Raw genomic sequence first — 24,010 nt, 5'->3', positions numbered from 1 at the left:
GTTCTAACCGTCCTAACCACTCACGAGTCTTAGAGCATCGCGACCGCGGCCGCGTACTGCGGCACCAGATGAGCCCCCAGCGAAGCCTTCATTTCGGACATCTTCTTGCCGAACACCACCTGCGGCCGCCCGGCTTCCACCGCCCAGCGCACCGCTTCGCCGTAGAAGTGGAAGTACAGATTGGGCCGCCCGCCGAGTTCCGGTGGCAGCGCCGCCCAATGCCGGGCGATCGGCAGCGTCGGGTGATCGAGCAAGGTCGCGACGGCGATCGCCCGGCCCGTGGCCGTCTCGCGGTACTCGATGACGTGCACGTCCGGCTGCCGCAGGAGGGCGCTCACATACCCCACGAACGCGGGAAGCGGCACGATCGGCACATCGTGGTGTTTGGACTCGTTGTGCCGCAACAGTTCCGCGATCTCGACCGGATCGGCCTCGGCACCCCGCCGCACGCGCACCTCAAGCGACGGATCGGCCTCGAAGGTGCGGAAGATCTTGCGCAGGTTCTGTTTGCGTTTCCTGGCCAGCGAGTACATCCAGTCGTCCCGGCTCGAGAACGGCGAGACGTCGAGGACGGCGACGTCCTCGGTCCGGCGCACCATCTTCAGCCCGCCGCGCACACTGTCCACTCCGGACTCGCCGACCTGGCGCACCAGAAGCCCGCGCAGGCCGAAGCCGAGTTCCGCGCGCATGGCCGGGACGAAGGAGTCCAGCAGTCTGCCGACGCCGCCGTCACCGTCCGCGCCGTCGAACCACCAGCCAGGCATCGCACCCGAACCGGGGGCACGGACGTCGAGCCCGCCAAGCCGTCCGCGTCCCGCCGTACGGGCGAACCGGTGCCGCCGGGTGAGTCCGGTGACCCACGCGGAACTGACCACGCCGCGCGGTTCCCCGTCTTCGAGCAGGACCGTGACCGGCTGCTCGGTGCGCGCCGCCCACGCCTGGGTGGTGAGTACCTCCCAGCTCCAGTCCGCGCGCAGACCGGCCTTGGCCCGCAACGATTTCCAGTACGCGGGCTCCGGATCGCGGCGGGGGTCCAGTACCTCGATCACCATCGCGTCACCGGTCTCGGCACGATGACCCCGAGCAACGGGACCGGCTGGAAGCCGAGCGTCGCCTTGAGGTCGGTCAGCCCCCGCCCCATCGACAGGGACTTCCGGTTTCCCTCGATCATGTAGCGCACGTTCCGGACGACCGCCTCGAAGTAGAGGTGCTTCGGCCGTCCCTCCTCCGGGGCCAGCGCGGCCCAATGCTGGTGCAGCGGCGCCACGGGGTGATCGAGCACGTTGGTGAACGCGAGCAGCCTGCCCTCGCCGTCGTGGTAGGTCGAAGTGATCACGTCCGGCCGGCGTATGAGTTCGCCGAGGTATTCGGCGGTGACCGGACCACGCCGGTCGAACTTCACCGGCCCCATCCGCTCGCGGTGCTCACGCAGCAGGGTGGCCAGCTCCAGGGCGTCGAGGTCGGTGCGGGCGGCCTCGGTGCGGACGATCACGTCCGGGTCGGCGGCGATCTTCTTCGACTGGCCACGCAGGCTCAGCCGTCTGCTCCGGCGCAGGGACGCCAGCCACCCGTCGACGTCGACGAACCGGTTCTCCAGCACCGAGGTCGGCATCGTGTCGCGCACGGGCCTTCCCCGTCCGGTCAGCATGTCGAGCGACTCCGGCGGGACGGTGCGGTAGACGACGCCCAAGCACCCGGGTCCGGTGAAGCGGCCGACGGCCCGCTCGAACCGGCGCATGATCTCCCGCCGGTCGGCGGCGTCGACGCCGTCCGCGAACAACCACGGCGGGTATCCGGAAAGCCACGCGTGCTGCACCTCGACCCAGCGCGGTCCCAGCCGTGCCACGCCGCGCACCGCCCCGGGACGGTCCGGCGAGACCGGGGCGCACAGCATCGCCAGCACCGCGGCGACGATCTCGCCCCCGTCGCTGATCACGGTGAGCACGTTGGGGCTGCGGGAAAAGCGCGACTCCACCCGCAGCAACCCGTAGTCCCAGGGAACCGGGGCCTGCTGCGCGGCGAGGAATCCGGCCCAGCCCTCGGGTTCCGGATCGGTCCGCGGGTCGAGCACCCGCACTTCCCAGGTCATCGGCCCAGCACCGGTCTCGGCACGGCGACCGACACCAGGGACCTGGTGCCGAAACCGAGCGGGGTCTTGTTCTCCAGCATCGCCCGTCCGGCGGTCAGTTCGGGGCGCCGATGCGTGATCATGTGCTCCACTCCCCTGGCGTAGAAGTCGACATAGAGCCCTTTCCGGCCGCCGCTCGCACTCGGCAGCGCGGCCCACTGGTGCAGCACGCATCCGTCGTCGGCGTCGAACACCGTGCCGAATCCCAGCAGCCGCCCGGATCCGTCGCGGTAGGTACGGGTGATGACGTCCGGACGGCGGACGAGCGCGTCCAGGTAGGACGGTGCGATCGGGCTCCGGGTGTCCATGTGCAGCCCGCCGAACCTCGACCGCTGTCCCCCCGCCCAGGCCCGGTCGTCCTGCCTGGCGCGGTGGGCGTTGAGCATCACGGCGAGTTCGTGGCAGTCCAGGTCCTCGCGGGCGGAAGCCGCTTCGGTGTGCAGGTCCCCGTCCTCACGCAGATCGTGCAGCGTCTTCCGGGTCTCGCCGTCGAGTGCCCGTTCCCAATCGTCCACAGTGGAATAATTGTTGGACAGCACGGCCGCCGGGTCGATCTCGCGGGACATCCGGCCGCGGCCTTCCAGCGCGGGCAGGAGTTCCGGGTTCATCGCGCGGTAGATCACGCCCAGCAGTCCCGGACCGAGGTGGGCGCACAGTGCCCGTTCGAATCGGCGGACCACTTCCCGCCGCTCGGTCTCGTCCAGCCGCTCGTCGAGCATCCCGGCGGGATAGCCGCTGAGCTGCCAGAGGTAGGCCTCGGCCCAGCGCGGACGGAACCGTCCACCGAAGACGGACAACGGTGCGAAGTCCCCCGCCCGCCAGCCACGGCACACCATCACGGTGAAAGCGCCGACGATCTCATCGCCCCGGCGGAGTACCGCGAGCACCGCGGGGTTCTTCGCCATCCAGGCTTCCCTGCGCAGGACCTCGTACTCCCAGACCGGCCACAACCTCGCCCGCCGCAGGAAACCACGCCAGCCTTCGGGTTCGGCCGCGCTCCTCGGATCGAGCACCTCGACCTCGAACGCGGTGCTCCGTGCCGCCACCTTCATCGTCACCATCCCAGTACCTGTCTCGGCACGGCCGCGGAGTAACCCGGGCAAGCCCGGAATCCCAGCGTGGCCTCGGATTCGGGCAGACCGGTCGGTACGGGGATCGTGGAAGCCGATCTTCACGTGAGCACGACCGGCGTCCCGTGTCGCGGGCACGGCGCGATCTCGCCGCGGACCCCGCCCGCCGGAAGGACGTCCACGAACCGCGGGGAATCCTGGCGTAGCAGGGTGAACGCGAGACCGCCCGTCGTCGGGCGCGCGTAGACGCGAGGCCAGTCGAGATGCCAGCGACCGCATTCTTCGATCGCGCCCAGGTAACCCAGCGCCGGATCGTGGAGCACCCCGTACGGGCCGGAGTCCATCGTGTCCAGTTCTCGTCGCGGTACGGATTCGACCCGGTACGCACGGTCTTCGGGCAGCGCCGCGGCGAAGACGGCCAGTTGCTTGTCGTCACCGACCGCGAGCACGCGACGACCGCGGCGAAGCGCGGAGGACAGTTCCGCCACCACACTCGGCGCCGGGACGTCGGGATCGACCACGCAGCAACGAACTCCGCGCGGCAGGTCCACCGGCGGCCGCACCTCGTCGCCGCCGAGCACGACGACCAGTGCGTCCCCGGTCACCGAACGTGCCTTACGCAGCACGGGACCCAGGCCACGGCTCGGCTCGACCTGGTGCGCGCCACCGGCGAGCGGCACCAGGTCGACGATCTTGTGCATCGCCTCGGCCAGCGGCGCCGCGCCGGAATCCGTCCCGGTGCGACCGGGCACCAGCACGGGATCCGTTCTGCCGTCGAGAGCCCAGCGCTCCCGGTAGAACGGCACCGTCGCGAAGGCCGACCGCACGGACCGCCGATAGGCGGCTCGCCAGGCAGCACTCACCCCCACAGTCCACATGGCGCGCAAGCCTGCGCCATCGAGGCGGGTTTGGGAATACCCCGCGCCGGGTTCACCCGGTTTTCGACCGACTTCCCACCTTTTCGACTGAGCTGAAAGGACGAACTTTCGGCATGTGCTGGCGGGAACAAAGCGAGTCTGCCTATAACACGGGAACTTTCGAGCCGGCACGACCTGCCGGGCGCCTGGGCCAAGGGGACTCATGAACCGTGAAATCACGACGGGTGACGCTACGAACACAATAGCGCACTCACCGCAGGGATTCGACAGATGAGCTGGCCGATACCCGGACCTGTACAGAGTGGACTCACCGTAGTCGTCCCGTGCTTCAACGAAGTCGACAACGTCGAGCCCTCTTATCAGGAGATCGTCGCCGAGTTGGGCAATCTCCCACTCGAACTGCTCTATGTGGACGATGGGAGCACCGACGGGACACTGGACGTCATCCGGGCGCTCGCGCACACCGACCCACGGGTGCGATACCTGTCCTTCACCAGGAACTTCGGGTTCGAAGCGGCCTTTTCCGCCGGCTATCGGTACGCGGGGAAACCGTGGCTCCTGCACATCGACGCCGATCAGCAGTTCCCGGCCTCCGAAGCGGGGAAATTGATCACCGCGGCCGAGGAGGGCAACGACGCCGTTTTCGGTGTTCGCACCAATAGGCAAGATCCCTTACTGAGACGCTGGGGCACCGCGGCCTTCCATTTCCTCGGCCGCCGCGTCCTGCGCATCGAGATCCCGCCCGGCGCGACGGCTTTCCGCTTGGTGCGTACGGAGCTCGCGCGCAAGATCGTCGACCTCCGGCTGGGCACCCCGTACTTCCTCGCCACCGTGCCGAGGCTGACCAGCCGCTACACCACCGTCCAGGTGGCACACCGGGCCCGCGAACGCGGTGAGTCCAAAGTGGGCTTCGGCTTCCTTTCCTCGCACGCCATCGAGTTGTTCGTCGGTTTCACCCGGCGGCTGACGACGGTGGCTTCGACCACGGCGATGCTGACCGCCGGGATCTCGGTGCTCGCGGGGATCGCGGCCGCCACCGGGCTTCTCGGACTGACCGCCGCGTCGGCACTGACGTTCGTCATGTTCTCCGTGCTGCTGACCGTGCTCGCGTTGTCCGTCCGCTACCTGGTCGTGGTCGGCGCGGGACAGGCGCGGCCACGGCAGTTCTACATCAGGGAAGCCAACTTCCCGGTCGACGAGGACGACCGGCTCTACGCCTCGGCCATCGCCGAGATCCATCCTGGGGAAAGGCAAGCGGGAGTGAAGAACACCGAAGACACGGCGGCGGCTCGGAGCCTGGTGATCCTGGGCGGGGCCGACGGTTCGGTCAGCACGTATCACCGGGCGCGGGAACTCGGTTTCCGCACCATCTGCGTGGACGTCCGCGCGAGCGCACCCGCCGTGGCGCTGGCCGACGAGTTCGTCCAGGTCAGCGTCCGCGCGCCGGAGCAGATCGCGGCGGCGCTCGAGGGACGGGACGACATCGCCGGGGTGCTCTGTCCCGCCAGCGACGTCGGGCTGCCCGCGCTCGCCTGGCTCACCCGGCACTGGAACCTGCCGGACCCGCTGCCCGAAGCCGCCGTCGCCGCTTCCGTCGACAAGTCCGTCTTCCGCGAACTCTGTGACCGGCTGCGCCTGCCGACCTACCGCAGTGTCGGCGGGAAGCCCGGTCCGGACCTCGCGCTCGCCGCGCAGCAACTGCGATTCCCCACGCTGGTGAAACCGGTCGACTCCTCCGGGAGCCGCGGTGTCGTCTCGTGCGCGAGCCCCGGCGGCCTGAACACCGCGTTCTCCGACTCTCTCGCGTTCTCGCCGTCCGGCAAGCTGGTCGTCGAGGAACACCTCGACGGCTCGCACTACACGATCGAAGCACTCGTGGTCGACGGCCGGATCGTGTTCCACGCGGTCACCCGGCGCACGCTGACCCCGCCACCGTTCTTCGTCACGGCGTCCCACCTCCTGCCCGCCGGCCTGCCGCCGGTGGTCGACCGCGCGCTCCCGGTGATGCTGGCCGCGCTGTGCGCCGAACTCGGCTACCGCACCGGGCCGCTCACCCTCGACGCCGTCCTGGGTCGCGACGGGAAGTTCTACCTGATCGAGATGGGCGCCCGGATGGGCGGGAACGGCCTGGCCGAGGCGATCGAGCACAGCACCGGTGTCGACCTGATCGCCGCGGGGATCGCCGCCGCGACCGGCGGTGAGGTCGTGCTCTCGCCCCGCGACCCGCGGCCGACGCTCATCCACATCCTCGCCTCCGACCGCGGCGGCCGGATCGTGCGGATCGAAGGCACCGACGAGGTCCGCGCCATGCCCGCGGTGCACAACCTGGAGCTGTTCGCGGAGGAGGATTCGTACGTCAAACCGTACGAGCAGGCGGGCTACAAGATGGGCTACGCCGTGCTTTCGGCGCCGACCGTACGCGAGGTGCTCGCGGCCGAGGACGAGTTGCGCGGCACGCTGAAATTCCTGCTCGACGAGCAGGGTATGGCGGTACCGCTCCCTTGACCGGCACCTCGCTCACCGGCGCCGGCACCGCGTCGATCGCGGCGCCGAAGCCGTCGATGGTGCTCCGGCTGCTCGCCGGGCGTGGCGTCTTCCGGCTGGCGATCCAGGCGATGGGCCTGGTGCTGGTCACCGCGTGGGGTGCGCACGACTACGGCCGGTTCGCCACCGCGCTCGGGCTGATGACGTGGCTCAACTTCGTGCCGTCCGCGGCGGAGAAGTCGGCGCTGAAATGCCTGCCCCGCCTGCGGATGACCCGGGACGCGGTCGCGGCCTTGGCCGTCCGGGTCGCCGTCGTCCCGGTAGTGGTGGTCTTGGCGGCGATGGCGGTCGCGCTGATCGTCGCGCCGGACTCGGACGTCGCGCTGTACCTGACGGCCGCGGGCTGGTCGATCTCCGGTGGCCTGCTGATGACCGTCTCCGGCCTGCACCGCTTCACCGGGAAGTCCACTTTGGACGCCCTGGCGTTCACGGCGGGCGCGCTGGTGGTCGGCGCCGTGACCGCGGGCACCTGGTTCGTCCGCTGGTCACCGTTGACGCACCTCGGCCTGTTGCTCGGCGGGATCCTGCTCATTCTCGGCTTCTCCGCGGCGCTGCTGCCGAAGAAGTGGCTACGCGGGGAAAGGATCGACGGGCACCGGCTCCTGCCCGCCTTCGGCCGGACCACCGTGCTGCTCGGGATGACCGAGGTGCTGGACGTCCTCGCGACGTCGACGGTGTTCGGCGTGCTGGCACTGGCGGGCCGGACCGTCGACAGTGGGCCGTTCTACGTCGCCTTGCTGGCCAGCAGCGCGTTCTGCTCGCTGTTGTTCTATCAGCTCCGGGTGCACCAGCCGACGATTTCGGCCCGGCTGCGCGGCAGCGGCGCGGCGGCGGGCCGGGCCCGTGCGGTCGAGCTGCTGAAACTGGTCGAACGGGGCTCGCTCGCGTTCCTCGTCCTGGCGGGGATCGCCCTCGTCATCCCGGCGGCCCGTGCGGTGCTGACCGCCGAAGACACCGTCGGCGCGTACGTGGTCCTCGGCGTCTTCGTCCTGGTCGAAACGGTGCTGTTCGCTGTCCGGCTTTACGCGGGATTCCTGATCGAGAACACCAACAGCAAGGTTCTCACCCTCACCGCGTCGGCCTCGATCGCCGGACTGATCGCCACCCCGCTGGCCGCCGCCGCGCTCGTCCCGGCGATGGGACCGGTCGGCGGGTTCGCCGCCCTCGTCTTCGCCATCGGCGCGCGGGCGACCGTGCTCCGGCGGCTGCTGCGCCGCCACCACCCCGAACTCTGAACGTCGCACTGGAGAAGGAACATGTACGTACTGGGAATCAGCAGGGTCCACGACTCGGCCGCCGCGCTCGTGCGCGACGGCGAGATCATCGCTTTCGCCGAGGAAGAACGCTTCACCCGGGTGAAGCACGACGGGGACTTCCCCGCGGAGGCGATCAAGTTCTGCTTGGAGCGCGGCGGGATCACCCTCGCCGACGTCGACCACGTCGCCTACTACTGGCAGCGCTGGCGCGAAGGCATCCACGCCGCGAAGGTGTTCGCGAAGTACTTCCCGGCGACGCTGGAGGTGTTCCGCAACCAGAACGGCGACGAAGGCGGCTCCTCGGCCGGCATGGTGGAGACGTTCAAGACCGGTGGCGGCAAAGGGGTCGACGACTACCACGTCGGCGGCGCGGTGCTCGCGCACATCAAGCGGTCCTACACCCTCGAACGCGATGTGAAGGAAGCCGTGGGCTGGAGCGGCCCGACGAAGTTCAAGACGCATCTGGTCGACCACCACAAGGCGCACGCCGCCAGCGGGTACTTCATCTCGCCGTGGGAAGAGTCGGCGGTGCTCACCTTCGACGGCATCGGCAGCGACGGCACCGCGACCTATCTGGGGCACGGCAAGGGAAACCGGATCATCGACATCCGGCGGATCAAGTTCCCGCACTCGCTCGGCGCGATGTACGCCGGGGTCACCGGCTACCTCGGCTTCTACCCGACCCGTGACGAAGGCAAGATCATGGGGCTGGCACCGCTCGGTGCCGACACCTACGTCGACGCGTTCAAGCAGCTGATCCACCTCGACGACGACGGCGGGTACGAGCTCGACCTGAGCTTCTTCGGCCACCACCGCACCGGCAAGCACGTGATGTCCAAGAAGTTCACCGATCTGTTCGGCCCGGCGCGGCCCAAGACCCGGGTCACCGCGGAGAACCCGGTGCCGCAGCACTACTGCGACATCGCCTACGCGCTGCAGGTCACCCTGGAGGAAGCGGGACTGCACATCGCGCGCTGGCTGCAGCGGGAGACCGGATCGAAGCGGCTGTGCGTCGCGGGCGGCGTCGCGCTGAACAGCGTGATGAACGGACGGATCCTGCTGGAAACCCCGTTCGAGGACTTCTTCGCCCAGCCCGCGGCCGCCGACGACGGCTGCGCGCTCGGCTCGGCGTTGGAGGTGTCGGTCGGCAAGTACGGCAAGCCGCGTCCTCGCGACGGCTACACCTACACCGGTCCGGACTACACCGAAGCGGAGATGGAACTGGCGCTGCAGGACGCCGGGGTCCGCTACACCAAGGTCGACGACATCGCCGCGCACACGGCGAAGAAGATCTCCGAGGGCAAGATCATCGGCTGGGTGCAGGGGCGGATGGAATGCGGGCCGCGCGCGCTCGGCAACCGCTCGCTGGTGGCCGACCCGCGCGACCCCGACTCGAAGACGCGGATGAACGAGAAGGTCAAGCACCGCGAGGCGTTCCGGCCGTTCGCGCCGTCGTGCCTGGCGGAACGCGCGGGCGACTGGTTCGTCAGCGACTATCCGTCGCCGGTGATGCTGCTGGTGTTCGACGTCCTGCCGGACAAACGCGACGAGGTCCCGGCCATCACCCACGTCGACGGGACCGCCCGCGTGCAGACGGTGAGCGAGTCGGACAATCCGCTGTACTACCGGATGATCAGCGAGTTCGAAAAGATCACCGGTGTGCCGATGGTGGTCAACACCTCGTTCAACGACAACAACGAACCGATCGTCGCCAGCCCGGCCGACGCGGTGGCCTGCTACCTGAAGACCGACGTCGACGCGCTCGCCCTCGGGCCGTTCTGGGCAGAGAAGGACGACCTGTGACCGCCACACTGCCCGACACGGACGGCTGGGTTCCCGCGCTTTACCGGCGGCGCAAATGGCTGTGGCTGGTGCCCGCCGTCCCGGCCGTGGTGACCACGCTGCTGATCATGGTGATCCTGCCGCCGGACCAGACGCTGGACAACGTCGTCGACTGGGCCTTCAAGCTGTGCCCGTTCGTGTTCGCGGTCGCCACGGTGGCGCTCTTCCCGCGCACCAAATGGGGTCCGGCGCTGATCGTGCTCGCGGTGTTCGTCTACATGTCCTATTTGGACACCGAGCTGATCATGCGGATCCAGGCCTTCGCCAGGAACGCAGCCACCGATGAGGACGCCTTCCAGCCGGTGTACCAATTCGAGCTGTTCATCGTGACGTTCATCGTCCTTTTCGGACTGATGGCGTACCGGCTGGGCGGCGGCCGTACGGCGAACGTGCTCAAGGCAGGTGCCGCGTCGATCCTGGTGGTGATCTCGGGCGCGAACGACCTGACGTTCTGGGCGCTCAACGACGTCTGGTCGGCCGGGACGAAACCGACCGAGCTCAAGTGGGCCTCGCACATGATCGTGTTCCTCGGCGGACCGCCGAGCGTTCCGGTCGCGGTCGTGTTCATGCTGGTGCACCTGGTACTCGCGGCGGTGATCGTGGCGCTGCCGGTGGGGCGGTGGGTCGACCGGGCTCTGGGGCACGTCTCGTGAGTGGTGAGGACGGTTAGAACCGTCCTCACCACTCACGAGATCCACGACTCACGTGAGACGGCGCACCAGACCGTCGGCCAGCAACCGGCCGCGATCGGTCAGCACCGCACGACCGTGACCATCCAAAGCGGACTGTTCGAGCAACCCCTCGGCGGCGGCGGCACGGGCTTCGGCCCTGCCGTCGTCGTCGAGGGCGTCGAGCGGAAGCCCTTCGGACAGCCGGAGTTCCAGCATCACGCGTTCGAGATGCCGGTCTTCGTCGGTCAGCGATTCGCGGCCCGCGGCCGGTGAGTCCCCGGCCGCGAGGGACGCGGCGTAGCGGGCCGGGTGCTTGACGTTCCACCAGCGGACGCCGCCGACATGGCTGTGCGCGCCGGGTCCGGCGCCCCACCAGTCGCCGCCGCGCCAGTAGCCGATGTTGTGCCGGCAGCGGGCTTCTTCCGAGGTCGCCCAGTTGGACACCTCGTACCAGCGCAATCCCGCCGAGGCGAGGACGCGGTCGATCATCTCGTAGTCGGCGGCCAGCACGTCATCGTCCGGCGCGGGCAGTTCGCCGCGGCGGATGCGGCGGGCGAGCGCGGTGCCCTCTTCGACGATCAGCGCGTACGCCGAGACGTGGTCGACGCCGGCGGCCAGCACCGCGTCCAGCGAAGCCTGGAGATCTTCGACCCGTTCCCCCGGGGTGCCGTAGATGACGTCGAGGTTGACGTGTTCGAACCCGGCGGCGCGCGCCTCTTCGGCGGCCGCGACCGGACGGCCCGCCGTGTGCACCCGGTCGAGGATCTTCAACACGTGCTGCGCGGCGGACTGCATCCCGAGCGAGATCCGGTTGTACCCGGCGTCGCGGATGCCCGCGAAGAACTCGGGCGAGGTGGACTCCGGATTGGACTCGGTCGTCACCTCGGCGCCCGGCGCGAGCCCGAAAGTGTCACGAACGGCGTCGAGAACGCTTCGGAGCCCGTCGGCGCCGAGAAGGGACGGGGTGCCGCCGCCGACGAAGACGGTGTCGACCGCCGGCGGCTTCTTCAGCACCCGCGCGGCCAGGTCGAACTCGCGCTTGAGGCCTTCGAGCCAGGACTGGGGTGACGAATCGCTGTCCAGTTCTCCGGCGGTGTAGGTGTTGAAGTCGCAGTAGCCGCATCGGGTCGCGCAGAACGGAACGTGCACGTAGACGCCGAAGGGTCGCGTGCCGAGCCCTTCCAGCGCGCTCTCGGGAAGCGCGGACTCGACGGGCGTGGTGGATTCGGGCAGCAACGCGGGCACACCCCAGTGTCCCCCACGCCGCGAAGGCCTCCTTCCCCGGGGAACGAGGCCTTCACGGAGGTGGGTCAGCGGTCGGCGATGAACACCTTGACCGAGGTGGAGCGGGTACCGTCCTCGAACCGCACCCAGACGAGGGTCTCCAAGCTCAACGAGTAGTCGTTGACCACGTAATCGAGCGACCAGTCGCCGTGATCGTCCGTCACGGCGTCGCGGCTCATGGCCACCTCGACCAGCACCGTATGGGACAGGTGTCCCCGGACGTCCGGCGAGCAGCCGACCGCCTCGAACCGGTACGAGTCGCCCTTGTGCAGTACCGCCCCCTCTTCGGGCGAGACCAGCCTGCAGCCCTGCTGAGCCCCGGAAGCGGTGCCGGGGATCAGCAGGGACGCCAGCACCATCGCGGCGACCACCCATCGGCGCATGCGCAACTCCTCCGTCCTCTGTGGATCGGAGACCGAAGCTAGCGGCGAAGACGGCCCCGCGCGGCCTCACTCACCCGAAGCGGTACTAGGCCAACCCGTTAGCGGCCAGCCACTCCGCGGACGGCGGGATCGGCTCGATGATGTCGATCAGGAAGCCGTTCAGGTCCTCGATATAGAAGTGCCGCTGGCCGAATTCCTCGTCCACGGGTTCCGTCACGATCTTGACCCCTTCCTCGCGCAACCGCTCGTACTCGCCCGCCGCGTCGGCGACCATCAGCCCGACCATCGATCCGGCGGGTTCCTGCGCCCGCCAAGGCTCCGGCGTGGACTTGTGGCCGCGCTTCACGAAGCTCATCTCATAACCCGGCACCCCGACGTTGAGGCTGGAGAACCAGTCCAGCTCGATCGTCACCGTCAGCTGCAGGTGCCGCTTCCACCAGGCGGTGGTCTCGGCGATGTCGTCGACGACCGCGCAGGCACCGAAACCGTTGAGTCGCATCTGGTGTTTCCTCCCAGTTTGAACCACTTGACGTGTAGTACTATAAGCATAGTGGTTTGACCGAGGCAAGGAGAATGTCCCGATGCGACAGAACCCGGAGCGCCGGACCGCGCTCACCGACGCCGCCATCACCGTCCTCGCCCGCGAGGGCGCCCGTGGCCTCACCTACCGCGCCGTGGACGTCGAGGCGGGCGTCCCGCCGGGAACGACGTCCAACTACTTCCGCAACCGGGACCAGCTGCTCGGCGAGGTCGGCGTCCGCGTACACGAACGACTGTCGGCACCGGCCGACGTCATGGCGAACCCACAGGCGGAGACGCCGTCCCACGACCGGGTCGGCGTCCTGCTCGGCGAACTCATGGGGCGGCTGACCGGGCACCGCGAGCCTTATCTCGCCTTGCTGGAACTCCGTCTCGAAGCCACCCGGCGCCCGGATCTCTCGGCCGAGCTGACGAAGACCATCCGCGAAAGCATCGACATGAGCGTCGACTGGCACGTCGCGGCGGGGATGCCGGGCGGGCGTGCCGAGGTACTGCTGATGTACCTCGCGCTGACCGGGCTCACCGTCGAACGGCTCACCCTGCCGGAGGTGCTCGCGGACGTCGCCGACGAAGACGTCATCCGCATCCTCGTGGACCGCGTCCTGCCATCTTGAGTCGTGCGCGTTCTGCGTCACAGTGATGGCGACGAACCCGGGCTTGACCTTCGAAACAGGGGTTTGACCTGCGAAAACAGTCGCCTCCGAAAGCTGTTCCCAGTATCCGGACCGGCCTAGACCACATAGTGGGCGCGTGGCACGCTGAATGAATGACCCGCGCCGGAATCACCCTCGTGGCACGCCGCCACGTGGATCTCCGTCGTGTGGCGAGCGCGCTCTGTGCGACGAACCGCTGACTCCCCGCCACCACCACGATCTGCCGGAGGACTCCCATGTCGTCGCCCACGCGCGAGACCCCTGCCCGCACGCCCCGGGTCAAACAGAAACGGGGCGAGGGACAGTGGGCACTGGGCTATCGCGAACCGTTGAACCCCAACGAGCGGTCCAAGAAGGACGACAACCCGCTCAACGTCCGGGCGCGGATCGAGAACATCTACGCCCGCGGCGGCTTCGATTCGATCGACCCCGGTGACCTCCGCGGCCGATTCCGCTGGTTCGGTCTCTACACCCAGCGCAAGCCGGGGATCGACGGCGGCCGCACCGCGACGCTGGAGCCCGAAGAGCTCGACGACCGCTACTTCATGCTGCGGGTACGGCTCGACGGCGGCGCGCTGACCACCGACCAGCTGGCCGTGCTCGCCGAGATCTCGCAGACCCACGCTCGCGACACCGCCGACATCACCGACCGGCAGAACATCCAGTACCACTGGATCCAGATCGAGGACGTCCCGACGATCTGGGCGAAGCTGGAAAAGGCCGGGATGACCACGATGGAGGCGTGCGGCGACAGCCCGCGCGTCATCCTCGGCTCCCCCGTGGCGGGCATCGCCGCCGACGAGATCATCGACGGCACACCCGCGATCGACGAGATCAAACGCCGCTACATCGGCGATCCGCGCTACTCGAACCTGCCGCGCAAGTTCAAGACCGCGGTCTCCGGGCAGCAGGACGTCGCGCACGAGATCAACGACGTCGCCTTCGTCGGCGTGAACCACCCCGAACACGGCCCCGGCTTCGACGTCTGGGTCGGCGGCGGCCTGTCCACCAACCCGATGATCGGGCAGCGCCTCGGCGCCTGGGTCTCGCTCGACGAGGTCCCCGACGTCTGGGAAGGCGTGATCAGTGTCTTCCGTGACTACGGCTACCGGCGGCTCCGCGCCCGCGCCCGGATCAAGTTCCTGGTGAAGGACTGGGGCGCCGCGAAGTTCCGCCAGGTACTGGAAGACGAGTACCTCAAGCGCAAGCTGACCGACGGCCCGGCGCCCGAGGTGCCCGCCACGCAGATCGACCACGTCGGCGTACATCCGCAGATCGACGGCAGGTTCTACGTCGGCGCCGCACCGGTCGCGGGCCGCGTCTCCGGGGCCACCCTGCTGGCGGTCGCCAAGGCCGCCGAGCGGGCCGGCTCGAACCGTGTCCGCCTCACCCCGCACCAGAAGCTCGTGGTCCTCGACGTCCCCGAGGCCGAGGTGAGCGGGCTGAAGACCGAACTGGCCGACCTCGGCCTGCAGACCGAGCCGTCGCCGTGGCGGCGCGGGATCATGGCGTGCACCGGCCTGGAGTTCTGCAAACTGGCGATCGTCGAGACGAAGGCCCGCGCGATCGAACTGGTCACCGAACTGGAGAAGCGCCTCGCCGACATCCAGGCCGAGATCGAGAACCCGGTGACCGTGCACCTCAACGGCTGCCCCAACTCCTGCGCCCGGGTCCAGACCGCCGACATCGGACTCAAGGGCCAGATCGTCACCGACGAGGACGGCAAGCAGGTCGAAGGCTTCCAGGTGCACCTCGGCGGCGGGCTCGGCCTGGACGCCGGGTTCGGCCGGAAACTGCGCGGGCACAAGGTGACCGCGTCGGAGCTGACCGCGTACGTCGAACGGGTCGTGCGGGCGTACATCGCCGGCCGCGAACCCGGTGAGCGGTTCGCCCAGTGGGTCCTGCGGGCCGACGAGGGCGTCTTGCAATGACCGAACGCGCGACCCCGTACCACTGCCCTTTCTGTGGCGATGAAGACCTGCGGCCGGAAGAGGGCGGCTCCTGGCTGTGCTCGGGCTGTCGCCGGGTCTTCACCGTGAAGTTCCTCGGACTGTCCTTTCCGGAGGTGTCGCAAGGATGACCGCCACTGCCGACTACAAGACCCTCGCCGAGCGGGCCTCGAAGGAACTCGCGGAGGCGACCGCGACCGAGGCCCTGCGCTGGACCGTGGAGACCTTCGGCGACGACTTCATCGTCGCGTCGAACATGCAGGACGCCGTCCTCATCGATCTGGCCACCCAGGTCAAACCCGACGTCGACGTGCTGTTCCTGCAGACCGGTTACCACTTCCCGGAGACGATCGGCACCCGTGACGCGGTGCAGGCGGTGTACCCCGGTGTGCGGATCGTCAACGCCGAGGCCGAACAGAGCGTCGCCGAACAGGACGCGGAGTACGGCCCGAAGCTGCACGAACGCGATCCGAACCAGTGCTGTCACCTCCGCAAGGTCGTGCCGCTGCGCAAAACGCTCGCGAAGTACTCGGCGTGGGTGACCGGCGTCCGCCGGGTCGACGCGCCGACCCGCGCGAACACCCCGATCGTCACCTGGGACGACCGCAACGGGCTGGTGAAGATCAACCCGATCGCGCCGTGGTCCGATGACGAGTTCAACGGCTACATCAGCGAACACGGGATCCTCGAGAACCCGTTGGTGTCCATCGGTTATCTGTCGATCGGCTGCGCGCCGTGCACCGCCAAGGTCGCTCCGGGCCAGGACCCGCGCAGCGGCCGCTGGGCCGGGCAGGGCAAGACCGAATGCGGCCTGCACGGGTGAGAAGGGACGAAATGACCACGCTCGAACCGGCCACAGCTGTGTTTTCCGGGGAAACCCCCCAGGGCCCCCTGGCTTCGGACAACCTGGCGGCGCTGGAATCCGAGGCCATCCACATCTTCCGCGAGGTGGCGGGTGAGTTCGACCGGCCGGTGATCCTGTTCTCCGGCGGCAAGGACTCGACGCTCCTGCTGCACTTGGCGATCAAGGCGTTCTGGCCCGCTCCGGTGCCGTTCCCGTTGCTGCACGTCGACACCGGGCACAACTTCGACGAGGTCATCGACTTCCGCGACCGCGTGGTGGAGCAGCACGGGCTCCGGCTGGTGGTGGCGAAGGTCCAGGACTGGATCGACGACGGCAGGCTCGAAGAGCGCGCCGACGGGATGCGCAACCCGCTGCAGACCACGCCGCTGCTCGACACGATCGCCGAGAACAAGTTCGACGCGGTCTTCGGCGGCGGGCGCCGCGACGAGGAGCGCGCCCGCGCCAAAGAGCGGATCTTCAGTCTGCGCAACGCCTTCGGCCAGTGGGAGCCGCGGCGTCAGCGGCCGGAACTGTGGAACCTCTACAACGGGCGGCACCGCCCCGGCGAGCAGGTCCGCGTCTTCCCGCTGTCCAACTGGACCGAGGCGGACGTCTGGAACTACATCGCGCGGGAGAAGGTCGAACTGCCGTCGATCTACTACGCGCACCGGCGCGAGGTCTACCAGCGCGACGGCATGTGGCTGGCCGAAGGCCCGTGGGGCGGCCCGCGGCCGGACGAGGTCGTGCGGGAACTGACCGTGCGCTACCGGACCGTCGGCGACGGTTCGTGCACGGGCGCCATCGAATCGACCGCCGCCACGCCTGCCGAGGTCATCGCCGAGGTCTCGGCCTCCCGGCTCACCGAACGCGGCGCCACCCGCGCCGACGACCGGATGTCGGAGGCGGCCATGGAAGACCGCAAGCGGGAAGGGTACTTCTGATGTCCAGCCTCCTCAGGCTCGCGACCGCGGGCAGTGTGGACGACGGGAAGTCGACCCTGGTCGGGCGGCTCCTGTACGACACCAAATCCGTCCTCGCCGACCAGCTGGACGCGGTCACCCGCGCCAGTGTCGACAAAGGACTGTCCACTCCGGACCTTTCGCTGCTCGTGGACGGCCTGCGCTCGGAACGCGAGCAGGGCATCACGATCGACGTGGCGTACCGGTACTTCGCGACACCGAAGCGCAGTTTCGTCCTCGCGGACACCCCGGGCCACGTGCAGTACACGCGCAACACCGTGACCGGGGCGTCCACCGCGCAACTGGCCGTACTGCTGGTCGACGCGCGCAAGGGCGTCATAGAGCAGACCCGCCGTCACGCCGCGGTGCTCGCGCTGCTGGGTGTTCCGAATCTGGTGCTGGCGGTGAACAAGATCGACCTCGTCGGCTACGACGAGGCGACGTTCACCGTGATCGCCGAGGAGTTCGCCGAGCACGCCGCCTCCCTGGGCTACGAACGGGGTTCGGTGCTCGCGGTGCCGGTTTCGGCGCTGGTGGGCGACAACGTGGCGGAGAAGTCGGACAAGACGCCGTGGTACTCCGGACCGACCCTGCTGGAGCATCTGGAAACCGTGCCGGTGGCGCCGGATCCACACGATTCGGCATTCCGCTTCCCGGTGCAGTACGTGATCCGGCCGCGCACGGCCGACCACCCCGACTATCGCGGGTACGCGGGGCAGATCGCGGCGGGCACGGTCCGGCCTGGCGACGAGATCGTCGTACTCCCGCAAGGAATCCGCAGCCGGGTCGAGGGCATCGACACCGCGGACGGGCCGCTCTCCGAAGCCGGCGCGGGCACCTCGGTGACCCTGCTGCTCGCGGACGACGTCGACATCTCGCGGGGTGACCTGATCGCCGCCGCCGACCGGCAGCCGACGGTGACCGACAAGATCACCGCGACCTTGTGCTGGCTCTCGGCCAAGGCCCTCAAACCCGGCGCGCGGGTGCTGGTGAAGCACGGCACGCGGACGGTTCAGGCCCTGGTCGGCGAACTCCACGCACGGTTCGACGAGCAGACGTTGTCCAGTGTGGACGATCCGGCTACCTTGGAGCTGAACGACATCGGCCGGGTCACACTGAGGCTGGCCGAGGAGATCGGCGTCGACGACTACGGCGTGAGCCCGCGGACGGGCGCGTTCCTGGTCATCGACCCGAAGGACGGCGACACGCTCGCCGCCGGACTCGTCGGCGAAAGGTTCGCATGACCCCAAGCCTCACCCCGCCACTGGTCGCCGTCGCCCACGGCAGCCGCGATCCGCGGTCCGCCGCGACCATCCGCGCCCTGCTCGACGTCTCCCGTGGGCTGGCGCCGGGCCTCGACATCCGCGAGTCCTTCCTGGACCTCTCGGAGCCGTTGCTCACCGACGCCCTTCGCGGTCTCTACGCCGAGGGACATCGCAAGGTCGTCGTGGTGCCCCTGCTGCTCGGCGTCGCCTACCACGCCCGGGTCGACCTGCCCGCGCTCGTCGCCGAGGTGACCGCGGACTGCCCGGGTCTCGACGTGCGGGTTTCCGGGGTGCTGGGCATCGACCCGCTCATCGAGACGGTCGCGCTGGACCGGCTCACCGAAGCGGGAGCCGATCTGGACGATCCGGGACTGGGTGTCCTGTTGGCGGGCGTCGGTTCGTCGAACGTCGCGGCGAACGACGCGGTCGCCGGGATCACCACCCGCTGGCATCTGCGTCGCGGGTTGCTCGCGACTCCCGCCTTCGCCGGCGCCGCGCAGCCGGACGTGCCCGCCGCCATCGCGCGATTGCGGCTCAACGGCGCACAGCGGCTCGCGGTCGCGGGCTGGTTCCTCGCGCCGGGGCTGCTGCCGGACCGGATCGCCCGCCTGGCCCGCGAAGCCGACCCGTCGGTGATCGTCGCCGGGCCGCTGGGACCGGATCCGCGGATCGCCGGGCTCGTCCTGGACCGCTACGACGTCGCCGCCCGGCTCGCCGCCTGAGTAGAGCGCCGCGTCCCGTTCGGGCGCTTGATACCGATCTTCGGCGGGTTTCGTTCCCATTTCCGTGACACCCCGCGTATGGGAACGGAGATTTCTTGACGAGTTACTTAACTTGCCGGTAACTCTCTAAACGCTGCGCAGCTCCCTCTCTCCCCATCGAACCCCCAGGTAGGTGGAACATGAAGGCTGCCATCCGTGCCCTCGTCTGCGCTTCGGCCGTGCTCGTCCCGCTCGCCGGTCTCGCCGCCCCGGCTTCGGCGGCGACCACCGTCGTCTTCGACTGCGAGGCGAAGCCGCCGCTCGTCGGCAACAAGTACCTCAAGCTGAACCAGGACGCCGACGTCACCGCTCCGGCCACGGTCGCCCCCGGCGCCGCGCTCGACATCGTCATCGACCCGGCGGCCAACACCGTCCCGGCCGAGGTCAGCGGCTACCAGGTCAAGAACATCAAGGACTTCTCCCTGAAGATCCCGATCCCGGCGAACTCGACCTGGGTGGGCGCCGACCTCGCCGGCGGCTCCGGCATCGGCTCGACCCCGCCGAAGATCACCGTCTCCGGCAGCGTGGCGACGCTGAGCTTCCCCGGTCCGATCGCGGGCGGCTCGACGTTCGAACTGCCGACCGTGACCGCGCACCTCACCGCGGGCGCGTCCGGCACCATCGAGACGAAACTGGGCGGTTCCAGCTACAGCGACCCGGGCCTGACCTTCACCGCCGTGGTCAGCGCCGGTTTCGACGTCTCCGCCCCGACGGCGTGCTTCCCGAACCCGAGCCCGACCTTCACCACGACGACGATCGGCTGACCCGTGCCTGCGCCACCGTCGGTGGAGATGGTGGCGCAGGCCACTGCCCGGCCCGACTTCGCCCGTGCGAAGGTGGGGCATGGCTGACGAACTGGTGCACTACGACGTGGTGGGCGGCACCGCCACGATCACCTTGGACTCCCCGCACAACCGCAACGCGCTCTCCGCCCAGCTGCGGCGTGAACTGAGCGAGTCGCTGGACAAGGCACAGGCGGACGACGCGGTGCGGGTCATCGTGCTCACCCACACCGGTCCGGTGTTCTGCGCGGGAATGGATCTCAAGGAGGCGCGCGGCGCCGGTGCGGGCGCCCAGGGCGTCAACGAGTTCCCGAAGATCCTCGAGCAGCTGTGGACCAGCCCCAAGCCCGTCGTGGCGAGGCTCGCGGGCCCCGCGCGGGCCGGCGGTATCGGCATGGTGGCGGCGACCGACATCGCCGTCGCGGTGCCCGAAGCGACCTTCGCCTTCTCCGAGGTGCGGATCGGCGTCGTTCCCGCCGTCATCTCGCTCACCGTGCTGCCGCGGCTCAACGCCCGCGCCGCGCACGAGCTGTTCCTGACCGGTGACACCTTCGACGCGAAGCGCGCCGTCGAGATCGGCCTGCTGAACTCCGCCGTCCCCGCCGACGAACTCGACGGCGAGGTCGCCCGCTACGTCAAGGCGCTCGCTCTCGGCGGGCCGAAGGCGCTCGCGGCGACGAAGGAGCTGCTCAGCAAGCCGCGCCCGGCGACACCGGCCGAAGGCTTCGAGGCCATGAACAAGCTGTCCGCCGGATTCTTCGCGAGCGAAGAAGGCCAGGAGGGCATCACGGCCTTCGCGCAGAAGCGCAAGCCGAACTGGGTCCCTGAGGCTTAATCAGGAAGGACGACGGTGAGGCGCCGGGAGTCCGTCCGCTCACCGGACGGCCCCAGCGCCCGCTGTGCGTCCGAAAGCACACTCCGGACGGCCAGGTACGCCTTCGGGTCGTGCGCCTTGAGCGCCGAGGAACCGGCCCAGATCAGCACGTGCTCCCCCGGCGGGAGCCAAGACAGGTCGGTGAGGCAGTCGTAGAGCGCGTCGAGGTTCTTCCCGAAGTAGTCGGGGAAGGACAGTGCCTCCGCGATCGCGTCGAGCGTCGAGTCCTTGTCGACCGTCCGCGCACCGTCGATCAGGTGCGGATACGCGCCGCGGGCGAACGCCTTGTCCGCCGCGTCCCTGCCCGCGCTCATCGGCTGGGATCCACTACGACGAAGGACTTGTAGTGGTCCTCGGTGTAGTACAGCTCCTTGCCGGTACCTGTCACCAGCCGCCTGGCCCCGCGATCCGGGCTGCCCGGCGTCTTGACCGTGTACTCCCGGTAGTAGCCGGAACCCTTGGCGGGCAGGACCTTCTCCCGGTTCTGGAAGGTGACGTCGTCGTTGCGCGGATACGGGTACGGCCCGCCCGCCTTAATGAGCTTCCAGGTATCGGACGCCTGCGGGGGAAGTCCCGTGAGCGGTTTGACCGGGAGACCGGACTCCTCGCCCGCGACCTTGCCCTTGGCCGCCGCGGCGTCGCCCGACGGCGCGGCCGAAGCGGACGAACTGGTCGGAGCGCTCTTCGTGTCGTCACCGCTGATGCCGTCCTTGACGAACCAGCCTGCGAGCACCAGCACGATCAGGCCGATCAGGGCGGCGGTGATCCGCCTACGGTTGAACATGGTGTGCCAGCTTAGGAGGACCGGTCGGGGTCGTTCGCATCGCGGGCCGCGCCGAAGAGCCGGGCGACCTTGCCGAAGACCGTGTCGAGCGCCCAGGCCGCGACCAGGCACAGCGGCACCACGACCGCCATGACCAGCACGAACTGCACGGGAAACGGGGCCTGCGCGAGCCACAGCTCGACGCCGTCCCACCAGTCAGCAAGCCCGTTGAACACGGGTGTGAGCCTACGCTCGCACCCACTGCCACCGCCGGTCAGGCCATGTAGGTTGCTGACATGTTCGCCGTTTACGCTTCCGAACCCAACGCCGAAAAGCCGCTGGACTCGCTCGTGATCGGCGAGCGACCCGAGCCCGACGTGCCCGAAGGCTGGGTGCGGGTCAAGGTCAAGGCCGCCAGCCTCAACATGCACGACCTGTGGACGTTGCGCGGCGTCGGCATCAAACCCGAGCAGTTCCCCATGATCCTGGGCTGCGACGGCGCGGGCACCCTCGACGACGGCACCGAGGTCGTCATCCACTCGGTGATCAACGCCCCGGGCTGGCAGGGCGACGACACTCTCGACCCGAAGCGCACCCTGCTGACCGAGAAGCACCAGGGCACCTTCGCCGAACAGGTCGTGGTTCCGGCGCGCAACGTCGTACCGAAACCGTCGAGCCTGAGCTTCACGGAAGCCGCGACCATGGGCACGGCGTGGCTGACCGCGTACCGGATGCTGTTCGTGAAGTCCGGGCTGCGGCCGGGACAGACGATGCTCGTCCAAGGTGCCTCCGGCGGCGTCTCGACCGCGCTCGTCCAGCTCGGGCGTGCGGCCGGATTCCGGGTTTGGGTGACCGGACGTAGCGAAGAAAAGCGTGCGCTGGCCGAGAATCTGGGCGCACATCAGACCTTTGAGTCCGGCGCGCGGCTGCCGGAGCGGGTCGACGCCGTCTTCGAAACCGTCGGGAAGGCGACCTGGTCACATTCGGTGAAGTCGCTCAAACCGGGCGGGATCATCGTCGTCTCGGGCTCGACCAGCGGCCCGGACGCTCACGCGGAGTTGCAGCGCGTGTTCTTTCTGCAACTGCGTATCGCGGGTTCGACCATGGGCACCAGGGACGAACTGACCGATCTCCTCGCCTACCTGGAGCTCACGGGAGTCCGTCCGCAAATCGGTGCCGAATTGCCGTTCGCGGAGGCCGAGACCGGGTTTAAGAACATGCTCGACGGGGAAACTTCCGGCAAGGTGACTTTCTTTCACTAGCGCAGCCACGCATTGATCGGAGGGGTGAGTTCTCTCCCTCGTCTCGGCGAAGCGCGCGCACAAGCGCACGTCCGCGCGTTCCACGCAGGTCAACCAGTCATTCCGCGGTCTTGTCAAGTGTCAAGAACGTTATGACTCAGCGAGATTCTCACGACCAAAGTTCGACCAAAATCCGACCTCTCGCGGTTAGCCTTGAAGGATGACCGCATCGCAGCGGCCCGAACCGGCGGACCCGGGGGGCCGGACCACCACCGACACCGACCCCATCCGCGTCTCCTTCCGGCGCTATGCCGGTGTCCGCACCAGAGTGCTCGAGGTCGGACCGCAGCCGGTGGAATCCCCCGACCGCGCACCCCGGCGGATGCTCGGCAAGCGTGGCACCGCACGCGGACAGGTCAAGCCGACGGCGCCGAGGCTCGTGCTGCTGCACGGCTATTGCGACAGCGCCGACACCTGGCGCCCGGTTCTGGAGCTGCTCGCTGCCGCAGGTGTTCCGGCGGTCGCGGTCGATCTGCCCGGATTCGGTGACGCTCAGCCACTGCGACCGGGCCCGATGCTGCCACAGCTGGACGCGTTCACCGCGGCCGTCGTCAAGGAGCAGGCGGTACTCGGCACGGTGGTGCTCGCCGGCAACTCGCTCGGCGGCACGATGAGCCTGCGTGCCGCGGAGAACCATCGGCTACCGGTCTCGGGCGTGGTGTCGATCGCCGCGCCCGGTTTCGTGGACAGCTGGCTCATCCGCACCGTCGCCCGCTACCCGCTGCCGCTGCGGATGTACTCCGCCCTGCCGCTGCCGATCCCCGGCTTCCTAGTGCGCGCCGTCGCCGAACAGGTCGTCCCCCGGCTGCTGTACGCCGACTCCGCCGCCGCGGACGCCGCCCAGGTGCGCCGGTTCACCTCGCTGTTCCCGGACTACCGCTCCACCACCACCCGGCTCGAACAGGCGAGGCAGCTCGTCGAAGAGCTGGCGAACGCGTACCGGCTCGAAGAGGTCCGTGTCCCGCTCCTGGTGGTCGTCTGTGGCAAGGACAAGCTGGTCAGCGCCGCCTCCGGGCGGCAGCTGCACGCGCTGGTCCCGCACAGCAGGCTGATGGTGCGCGAGGACTGGGGCCACTGCCCGCAACTGGACGACCCCGTCGAGATCTCGGAACTGCTGACCTACTTCTCCGCCGGAGCGTCCAGGCCGTCGAAGATCGCCGCTCGCGTGGCCGCCGAAGTGAGCGAAGACACCGTCGCCGGATAGGTGCGAAGTCCCTTCTGCCGCTACCGTGCCTTTCGGACTGTGACCCAGTCCGACGGCAC

General features: G+C 68.9%; 26 protein-coding genes. 16 read left to right on the top strand and 10 right to left on the bottom strand.

Features of this window, described 5'->3' with window-relative positions; genetic code table 11:
- Positions 1–29: 29 nt before the first annotated feature.
- From H074_RS35020 to H074_RS35005, 4 genes are all read right to left on the bottom strand, one after another.
- Positions 30–1,052, bottom strand: a complete 1,023-nt coding sequence (locus H074_RS35020) for a GNAT family N-acetyltransferase (RefSeq protein WP_007034831.1) — start codon at positions 1,050–1,052, stop codon at positions 30–32.
- Positions 1,046–2,089 (bottom strand): hypothetical protein, encoded by a 1,044-nt coding sequence (locus H074_RS35015; RefSeq protein WP_007034830.1) that lies wholly within the window; start codon positions 2,087–2,089, stop codon positions 1,046–1,048. The genes H074_RS35020 and H074_RS35015 overlap by 7 nt, the downstream gene beginning before the upstream one ends.
- Positions 2,086–3,189: a hypothetical protein gene (locus tag H074_RS35010; RefSeq protein ID WP_007034829.1), complete on the bottom strand. Its 1,104-nt coding sequence runs from the start codon at positions 3,187–3,189 to the stop codon at positions 2,086–2,088. The genes H074_RS35015 and H074_RS35010 overlap by 4 nt, the downstream gene beginning before the upstream one ends.
- A 110-nt stretch (positions 3,190–3,299) precedes the next feature.
- Entirely contained in the window at positions 3,300–4,025 is a 726-nt protein-coding gene (locus H074_RS35005) for a hypothetical protein (RefSeq protein ID WP_007034828.1), read from the bottom strand.
- A gap of 321 nt (positions 4,026–4,346) precedes the next feature.
- On the opposite strand from H074_RS35005, the gene H074_RS42295 reads away from it, so the two are divergent.
- The 4 genes from H074_RS42295 to H074_RS34985 are packed head-to-tail and all read left to right on the top strand — an operon-like array spanning position 4,347 to position 10,371.
- Positions 4,347–6,581: a glycosyltransferase gene (locus H074_RS42295; RefSeq protein WP_007034827.1), complete on the top strand. Its 2,235-nt coding sequence runs from the start codon at positions 4,347–4,349 to the stop codon at positions 6,579–6,581.
- The gene (locus H074_RS34995) at positions 6,578–7,855 is read left to right on the top strand and encodes a hypothetical protein (protein WP_007034826.1); all 1,278 of its coding nucleotides are present in this window, start codon (positions 6,578–6,580) and stop codon (positions 7,853–7,855) included. Before H074_RS42295 ends, H074_RS34995 begins: the two co-directional genes overlap by 4 nt.
- 21 nt (positions 7,856–7,876) lie before the next feature.
- Positions 7,877–9,679: a carbamoyltransferase family protein gene (locus H074_RS34990; RefSeq protein ID WP_007034825.1), complete on the top strand. Its 1,803-nt coding sequence runs from the start codon at positions 7,877–7,879 to the stop codon at positions 9,677–9,679.
- Positions 9,676–10,371, top strand: coding sequence for a hypothetical protein (locus H074_RS34985; RefSeq protein WP_007034824.1), 696 nt, complete (start codon positions 9,676–9,678; stop codon positions 10,369–10,371). The genes H074_RS34990 and H074_RS34985 overlap by 4 nt, the downstream gene beginning before the upstream one ends.
- A gap of 48 nt (positions 10,372–10,419) precedes the next feature.
- On the opposite strand, the gene hemW is transcribed toward H074_RS34985, so the two are convergent.
- The 3 genes from hemW to H074_RS34970 form a co-directional block, all read right to left on the bottom strand.
- Positions 10,420–11,634, bottom strand: a complete 1,215-nt coding sequence (gene hemW / locus H074_RS34980) for a radical SAM family heme chaperone HemW (RefSeq protein ID WP_007034823.1) — start codon at positions 11,632–11,634, stop codon at positions 10,420–10,422.
- A gap of 65 nt (positions 11,635–11,699) precedes the next feature.
- On the bottom strand, positions 11,700–12,056 hold the full coding sequence (locus tag H074_RS34975; RefSeq protein ID WP_007034822.1) for a hypothetical protein: 357 nt from the start codon (positions 12,054–12,056) through the stop codon (positions 11,700–11,702).
- Between the two features lie 85 nt (positions 12,057–12,141).
- A complete protein-coding gene (locus H074_RS34970) occupies positions 12,142–12,555 on the bottom strand; it encodes a VOC family protein (protein WP_007034821.1) in 414 nt (137 codons plus the stop codon).
- Between the two features lie 82 nt (positions 12,556–12,637).
- Here H074_RS34970 and H074_RS34965 point away from each other — a divergent pair, with 82 nt between their 5' ends.
- The 10 genes from H074_RS34965 to H074_RS34925 all read left to right on the top strand — a co-directional run bounded on the left by H074_RS34965 (position 12,638) and on the right by H074_RS34925 (position 20,644).
- Positions 12,638–13,210, top strand: a complete 573-nt coding sequence (locus H074_RS34965; RefSeq protein WP_007034820.1) for a TetR/AcrR family transcriptional regulator — start codon at positions 12,638–12,640, stop codon at positions 13,208–13,210.
- A 152-nt stretch (positions 13,211–13,362) separates the two neighbouring features.
- Positions 13,363–13,449 (top strand): putative leader peptide, encoded by an 87-nt coding sequence (locus H074_RS42415; protein ID WP_360907593.1) that lies wholly within the window; start codon positions 13,363–13,365, stop codon positions 13,447–13,449.
- A 36-nt stretch (positions 13,450–13,485) separates the two neighbouring features.
- On the top strand, positions 13,486–15,180 hold the full coding sequence (locus H074_RS34960) for a nitrite/sulfite reductase (RefSeq protein ID WP_007034819.1): 1,695 nt from the start codon (positions 13,486–13,488) through the stop codon (positions 15,178–15,180).
- The gene (locus tag H074_RS41815; protein ID WP_007034818.1) at positions 15,177–15,329 is read left to right on the top strand and encodes an eL43 family ribosomal protein; all 153 of its coding nucleotides are present in this window, start codon (positions 15,177–15,179) and stop codon (positions 15,327–15,329) included. Before H074_RS34960 ends, H074_RS41815 begins: the two co-directional genes overlap by 4 nt.
- Entirely contained in the window at positions 15,326–16,021 is a 696-nt protein-coding gene (locus tag H074_RS34950; protein ID WP_007034817.1) for a phosphoadenylyl-sulfate reductase, read from the top strand. Before H074_RS41815 ends, H074_RS34950 begins: the two co-directional genes overlap by 4 nt.
- Before the next feature lie 11 nt (positions 16,022–16,032).
- Entirely contained in the window at positions 16,033–16,983 is a 951-nt protein-coding gene (cysD, locus tag H074_RS34945) for a sulfate adenylyltransferase subunit CysD (RefSeq protein ID WP_007034816.1), read from the top strand.
- Positions 16,983–18,245 carry a sulfate adenylyltransferase subunit 1 gene (locus H074_RS34940; protein ID WP_007034815.1) on the top strand — a complete coding sequence of 421 codons (1,263 nt, stop codon included), beginning with the start codon at positions 16,983–16,985 and terminating at the stop codon, positions 18,243–18,245. The genes cysD and H074_RS34940 overlap by 1 nt, the downstream gene beginning before the upstream one ends.
- Positions 18,242–18,988, top strand: coding sequence for a sirohydrochlorin chelatase (locus H074_RS34935; RefSeq protein WP_007034814.1), 747 nt, complete (start codon positions 18,242–18,244; stop codon positions 18,986–18,988). Before H074_RS34940 ends, H074_RS34935 begins: the two co-directional genes overlap by 4 nt.
- A gap of 179 nt (positions 18,989–19,167) precedes the next feature.
- A complete protein-coding gene (locus H074_RS34930) occupies positions 19,168–19,791 on the top strand; it encodes a hypothetical protein (RefSeq protein ID WP_007034813.1) in 624 nt (207 codons plus the stop codon).
- A gap of 79 nt (positions 19,792–19,870) precedes the next feature.
- The gene (locus tag H074_RS34925; RefSeq protein ID WP_007034812.1) at positions 19,871–20,644 is read left to right on the top strand and encodes an enoyl-CoA hydratase family protein; all 774 of its coding nucleotides are present in this window, start codon (positions 19,871–19,873) and stop codon (positions 20,642–20,644) included.
- On the opposite strand, the gene H074_RS34920 is transcribed toward H074_RS34925, so the two are convergent.
- Genes H074_RS34920 through H074_RS34910 form a run of 3 tightly spaced genes read right to left on the bottom strand, consistent with a single transcriptional unit; the run spans position 20,641 to position 21,682 of the window.
- Positions 20,641–20,997 (bottom strand): barstar family protein, encoded by a 357-nt coding sequence (locus H074_RS34920; RefSeq protein WP_007034811.1) that lies wholly within the window; start codon positions 20,995–20,997, stop codon positions 20,641–20,643. The two genes, H074_RS34925 and H074_RS34920, sit on opposite strands and share 4 nt — an antisense overlap.
- On the bottom strand, positions 20,994–21,467 hold the full coding sequence (locus H074_RS34915; RefSeq protein ID WP_007034810.1) for a guanyl-specific ribonuclease: 474 nt from the start codon (positions 21,465–21,467) through the stop codon (positions 20,994–20,996). Before H074_RS34915 ends, H074_RS34920 begins: the two co-directional genes overlap by 4 nt.
- Positions 21,468–21,478: 11 nt before the next feature.
- Positions 21,479–21,682 (bottom strand): hypothetical protein, encoded by a 204-nt coding sequence (locus H074_RS34910; RefSeq protein ID WP_007034809.1) that lies wholly within the window; start codon positions 21,680–21,682, stop codon positions 21,479–21,481.
- 60 nt (positions 21,683–21,742) lie between these two features.
- On the opposite strand from H074_RS34910, the gene H074_RS34905 reads away from it, so the two are divergent.
- Together H074_RS34905 and H074_RS34900 are read left to right on the top strand one after the other, a co-directional pair.
- Positions 21,743–22,708: a quinone oxidoreductase family protein gene (locus H074_RS34905; RefSeq protein ID WP_007034808.1), complete on the top strand. Its 966-nt coding sequence runs from the start codon at positions 21,743–21,745 to the stop codon at positions 22,706–22,708.
- Positions 22,709–22,907: 199 nt separating this feature from the next.
- Entirely contained in the window at positions 22,908–23,951 is a 1,044-nt protein-coding gene (locus H074_RS34900; protein ID WP_007034807.1) for an alpha/beta hydrolase, read from the top strand.
- Positions 23,952–24,010 lie beyond the last annotated feature (59 nt).

This window comes from Amycolatopsis decaplanina DSM 44594 (assembly GCF_000342005.1).
Classification (GTDB): domain Bacteria; phylum Actinomycetota; class Actinomycetes; order Mycobacteriales; family Pseudonocardiaceae; genus Amycolatopsis; species Amycolatopsis decaplanina.
This window is presented reverse-complemented; position numbering and strand designations above follow the sequence as displayed.

Bases quoted from the DNA above. Each gene is read 5' to 3' on its own strand.
- H074_RS35015 (WP_007034830.1), bottom strand. From the start codon at position 2,089: ATGACCTGGGAAGTGCGGGTGCTCGACCCGCGGACCGATCCGGAACCC.
- H074_RS41815 (WP_007034818.1), top strand. From the start codon at position 15,177: ATGACCGAACGCGCGACCCCGTACCACTGCCCTTTCTGTGGCGATGAA.
- H074_RS34915 (WP_007034810.1), bottom strand. From the start codon at position 21,467: ATGTTCAACCGTAGGCGGATCACCGCCGCCCTGATCGGCCTGATCGTG.
- H074_RS34900 (WP_007034807.1), top strand. From the start codon at position 22,908: ATGACCGCATCGCAGCGGCCCGAACCGGCGGACCCGGGGGGCCGGACC.
- H074_RS42415 (WP_360907593.1), top strand. From the start codon at position 13,363: ATGACCCGCGCCGGAATCACCCTCGTGGCACGCCGCCACGTGGATCTC.
- H074_RS42295 (WP_007034827.1), top strand. From the start codon at position 4,347: ATGAGCTGGCCGATACCCGGACCTGTACAGAGTGGACTCACCGTAGTC.
- cysD (WP_007034816.1), top strand. From the start codon at position 16,033: ATGACCACGCTCGAACCGGCCACAGCTGTGTTTTCCGGGGAAACCCCC.
- H074_RS34920 (WP_007034811.1), bottom strand. From the start codon at position 20,997: ATGAGCGCGGGCAGGGACGCGGCGGACAAGGCGTTCGCCCGCGGCGCG.
- H074_RS34960 (WP_007034819.1), top strand. From the start codon at position 13,486: ATGTCGTCGCCCACGCGCGAGACCCCTGCCCGCACGCCCCGGGTCAAA.
- H074_RS34970 (WP_007034821.1), bottom strand. From the start codon at position 12,555: ATGCGACTCAACGGTTTCGGTGCCTGCGCGGTCGTCGACGACATCGCC.
- H074_RS35020 (WP_007034831.1), bottom strand. From the start codon at position 1,052: ATGGTGATCGAGGTACTGGACCCCCGCCGCGATCCGGAGCCCGCGTAC.
- H074_RS34975 (WP_007034822.1), bottom strand. From the start codon at position 12,056: ATGCGCCGATGGGTGGTCGCCGCGATGGTGCTGGCGTCCCTGCTGATC.
- H074_RS34950 (WP_007034817.1), top strand. From the start codon at position 15,326: ATGACCGCCACTGCCGACTACAAGACCCTCGCCGAGCGGGCCTCGAAG.
- H074_RS34925 (WP_007034812.1), top strand. From the start codon at position 19,871: ATGGCTGACGAACTGGTGCACTACGACGTGGTGGGCGGCACCGCCACG.
- H074_RS34905 (WP_007034808.1), top strand. From the start codon at position 21,743: ATGTTCGCCGTTTACGCTTCCGAACCCAACGCCGAAAAGCCGCTGGAC.
- H074_RS34935 (WP_007034814.1), top strand. From the start codon at position 18,242: ATGACCCCAAGCCTCACCCCGCCACTGGTCGCCGTCGCCCACGGCAGC.
- H074_RS35010 (WP_007034829.1), bottom strand. From the start codon at position 3,189: ATGGTGACGATGAAGGTGGCGGCACGGAGCACCGCGTTCGAGGTCGAG.
- H074_RS34965 (WP_007034820.1), top strand. From the start codon at position 12,638: ATGCGACAGAACCCGGAGCGCCGGACCGCGCTCACCGACGCCGCCATC.
- H074_RS34990 (WP_007034825.1), top strand. From the start codon at position 7,877: ATGTACGTACTGGGAATCAGCAGGGTCCACGACTCGGCCGCCGCGCTC.
- H074_RS34930 (WP_007034813.1), top strand. From the start codon at position 19,168: ATGAAGGCTGCCATCCGTGCCCTCGTCTGCGCTTCGGCCGTGCTCGTC.
- H074_RS34940 (WP_007034815.1), top strand. From the start codon at position 16,983: ATGTCCAGCCTCCTCAGGCTCGCGACCGCGGGCAGTGTGGACGACGGG.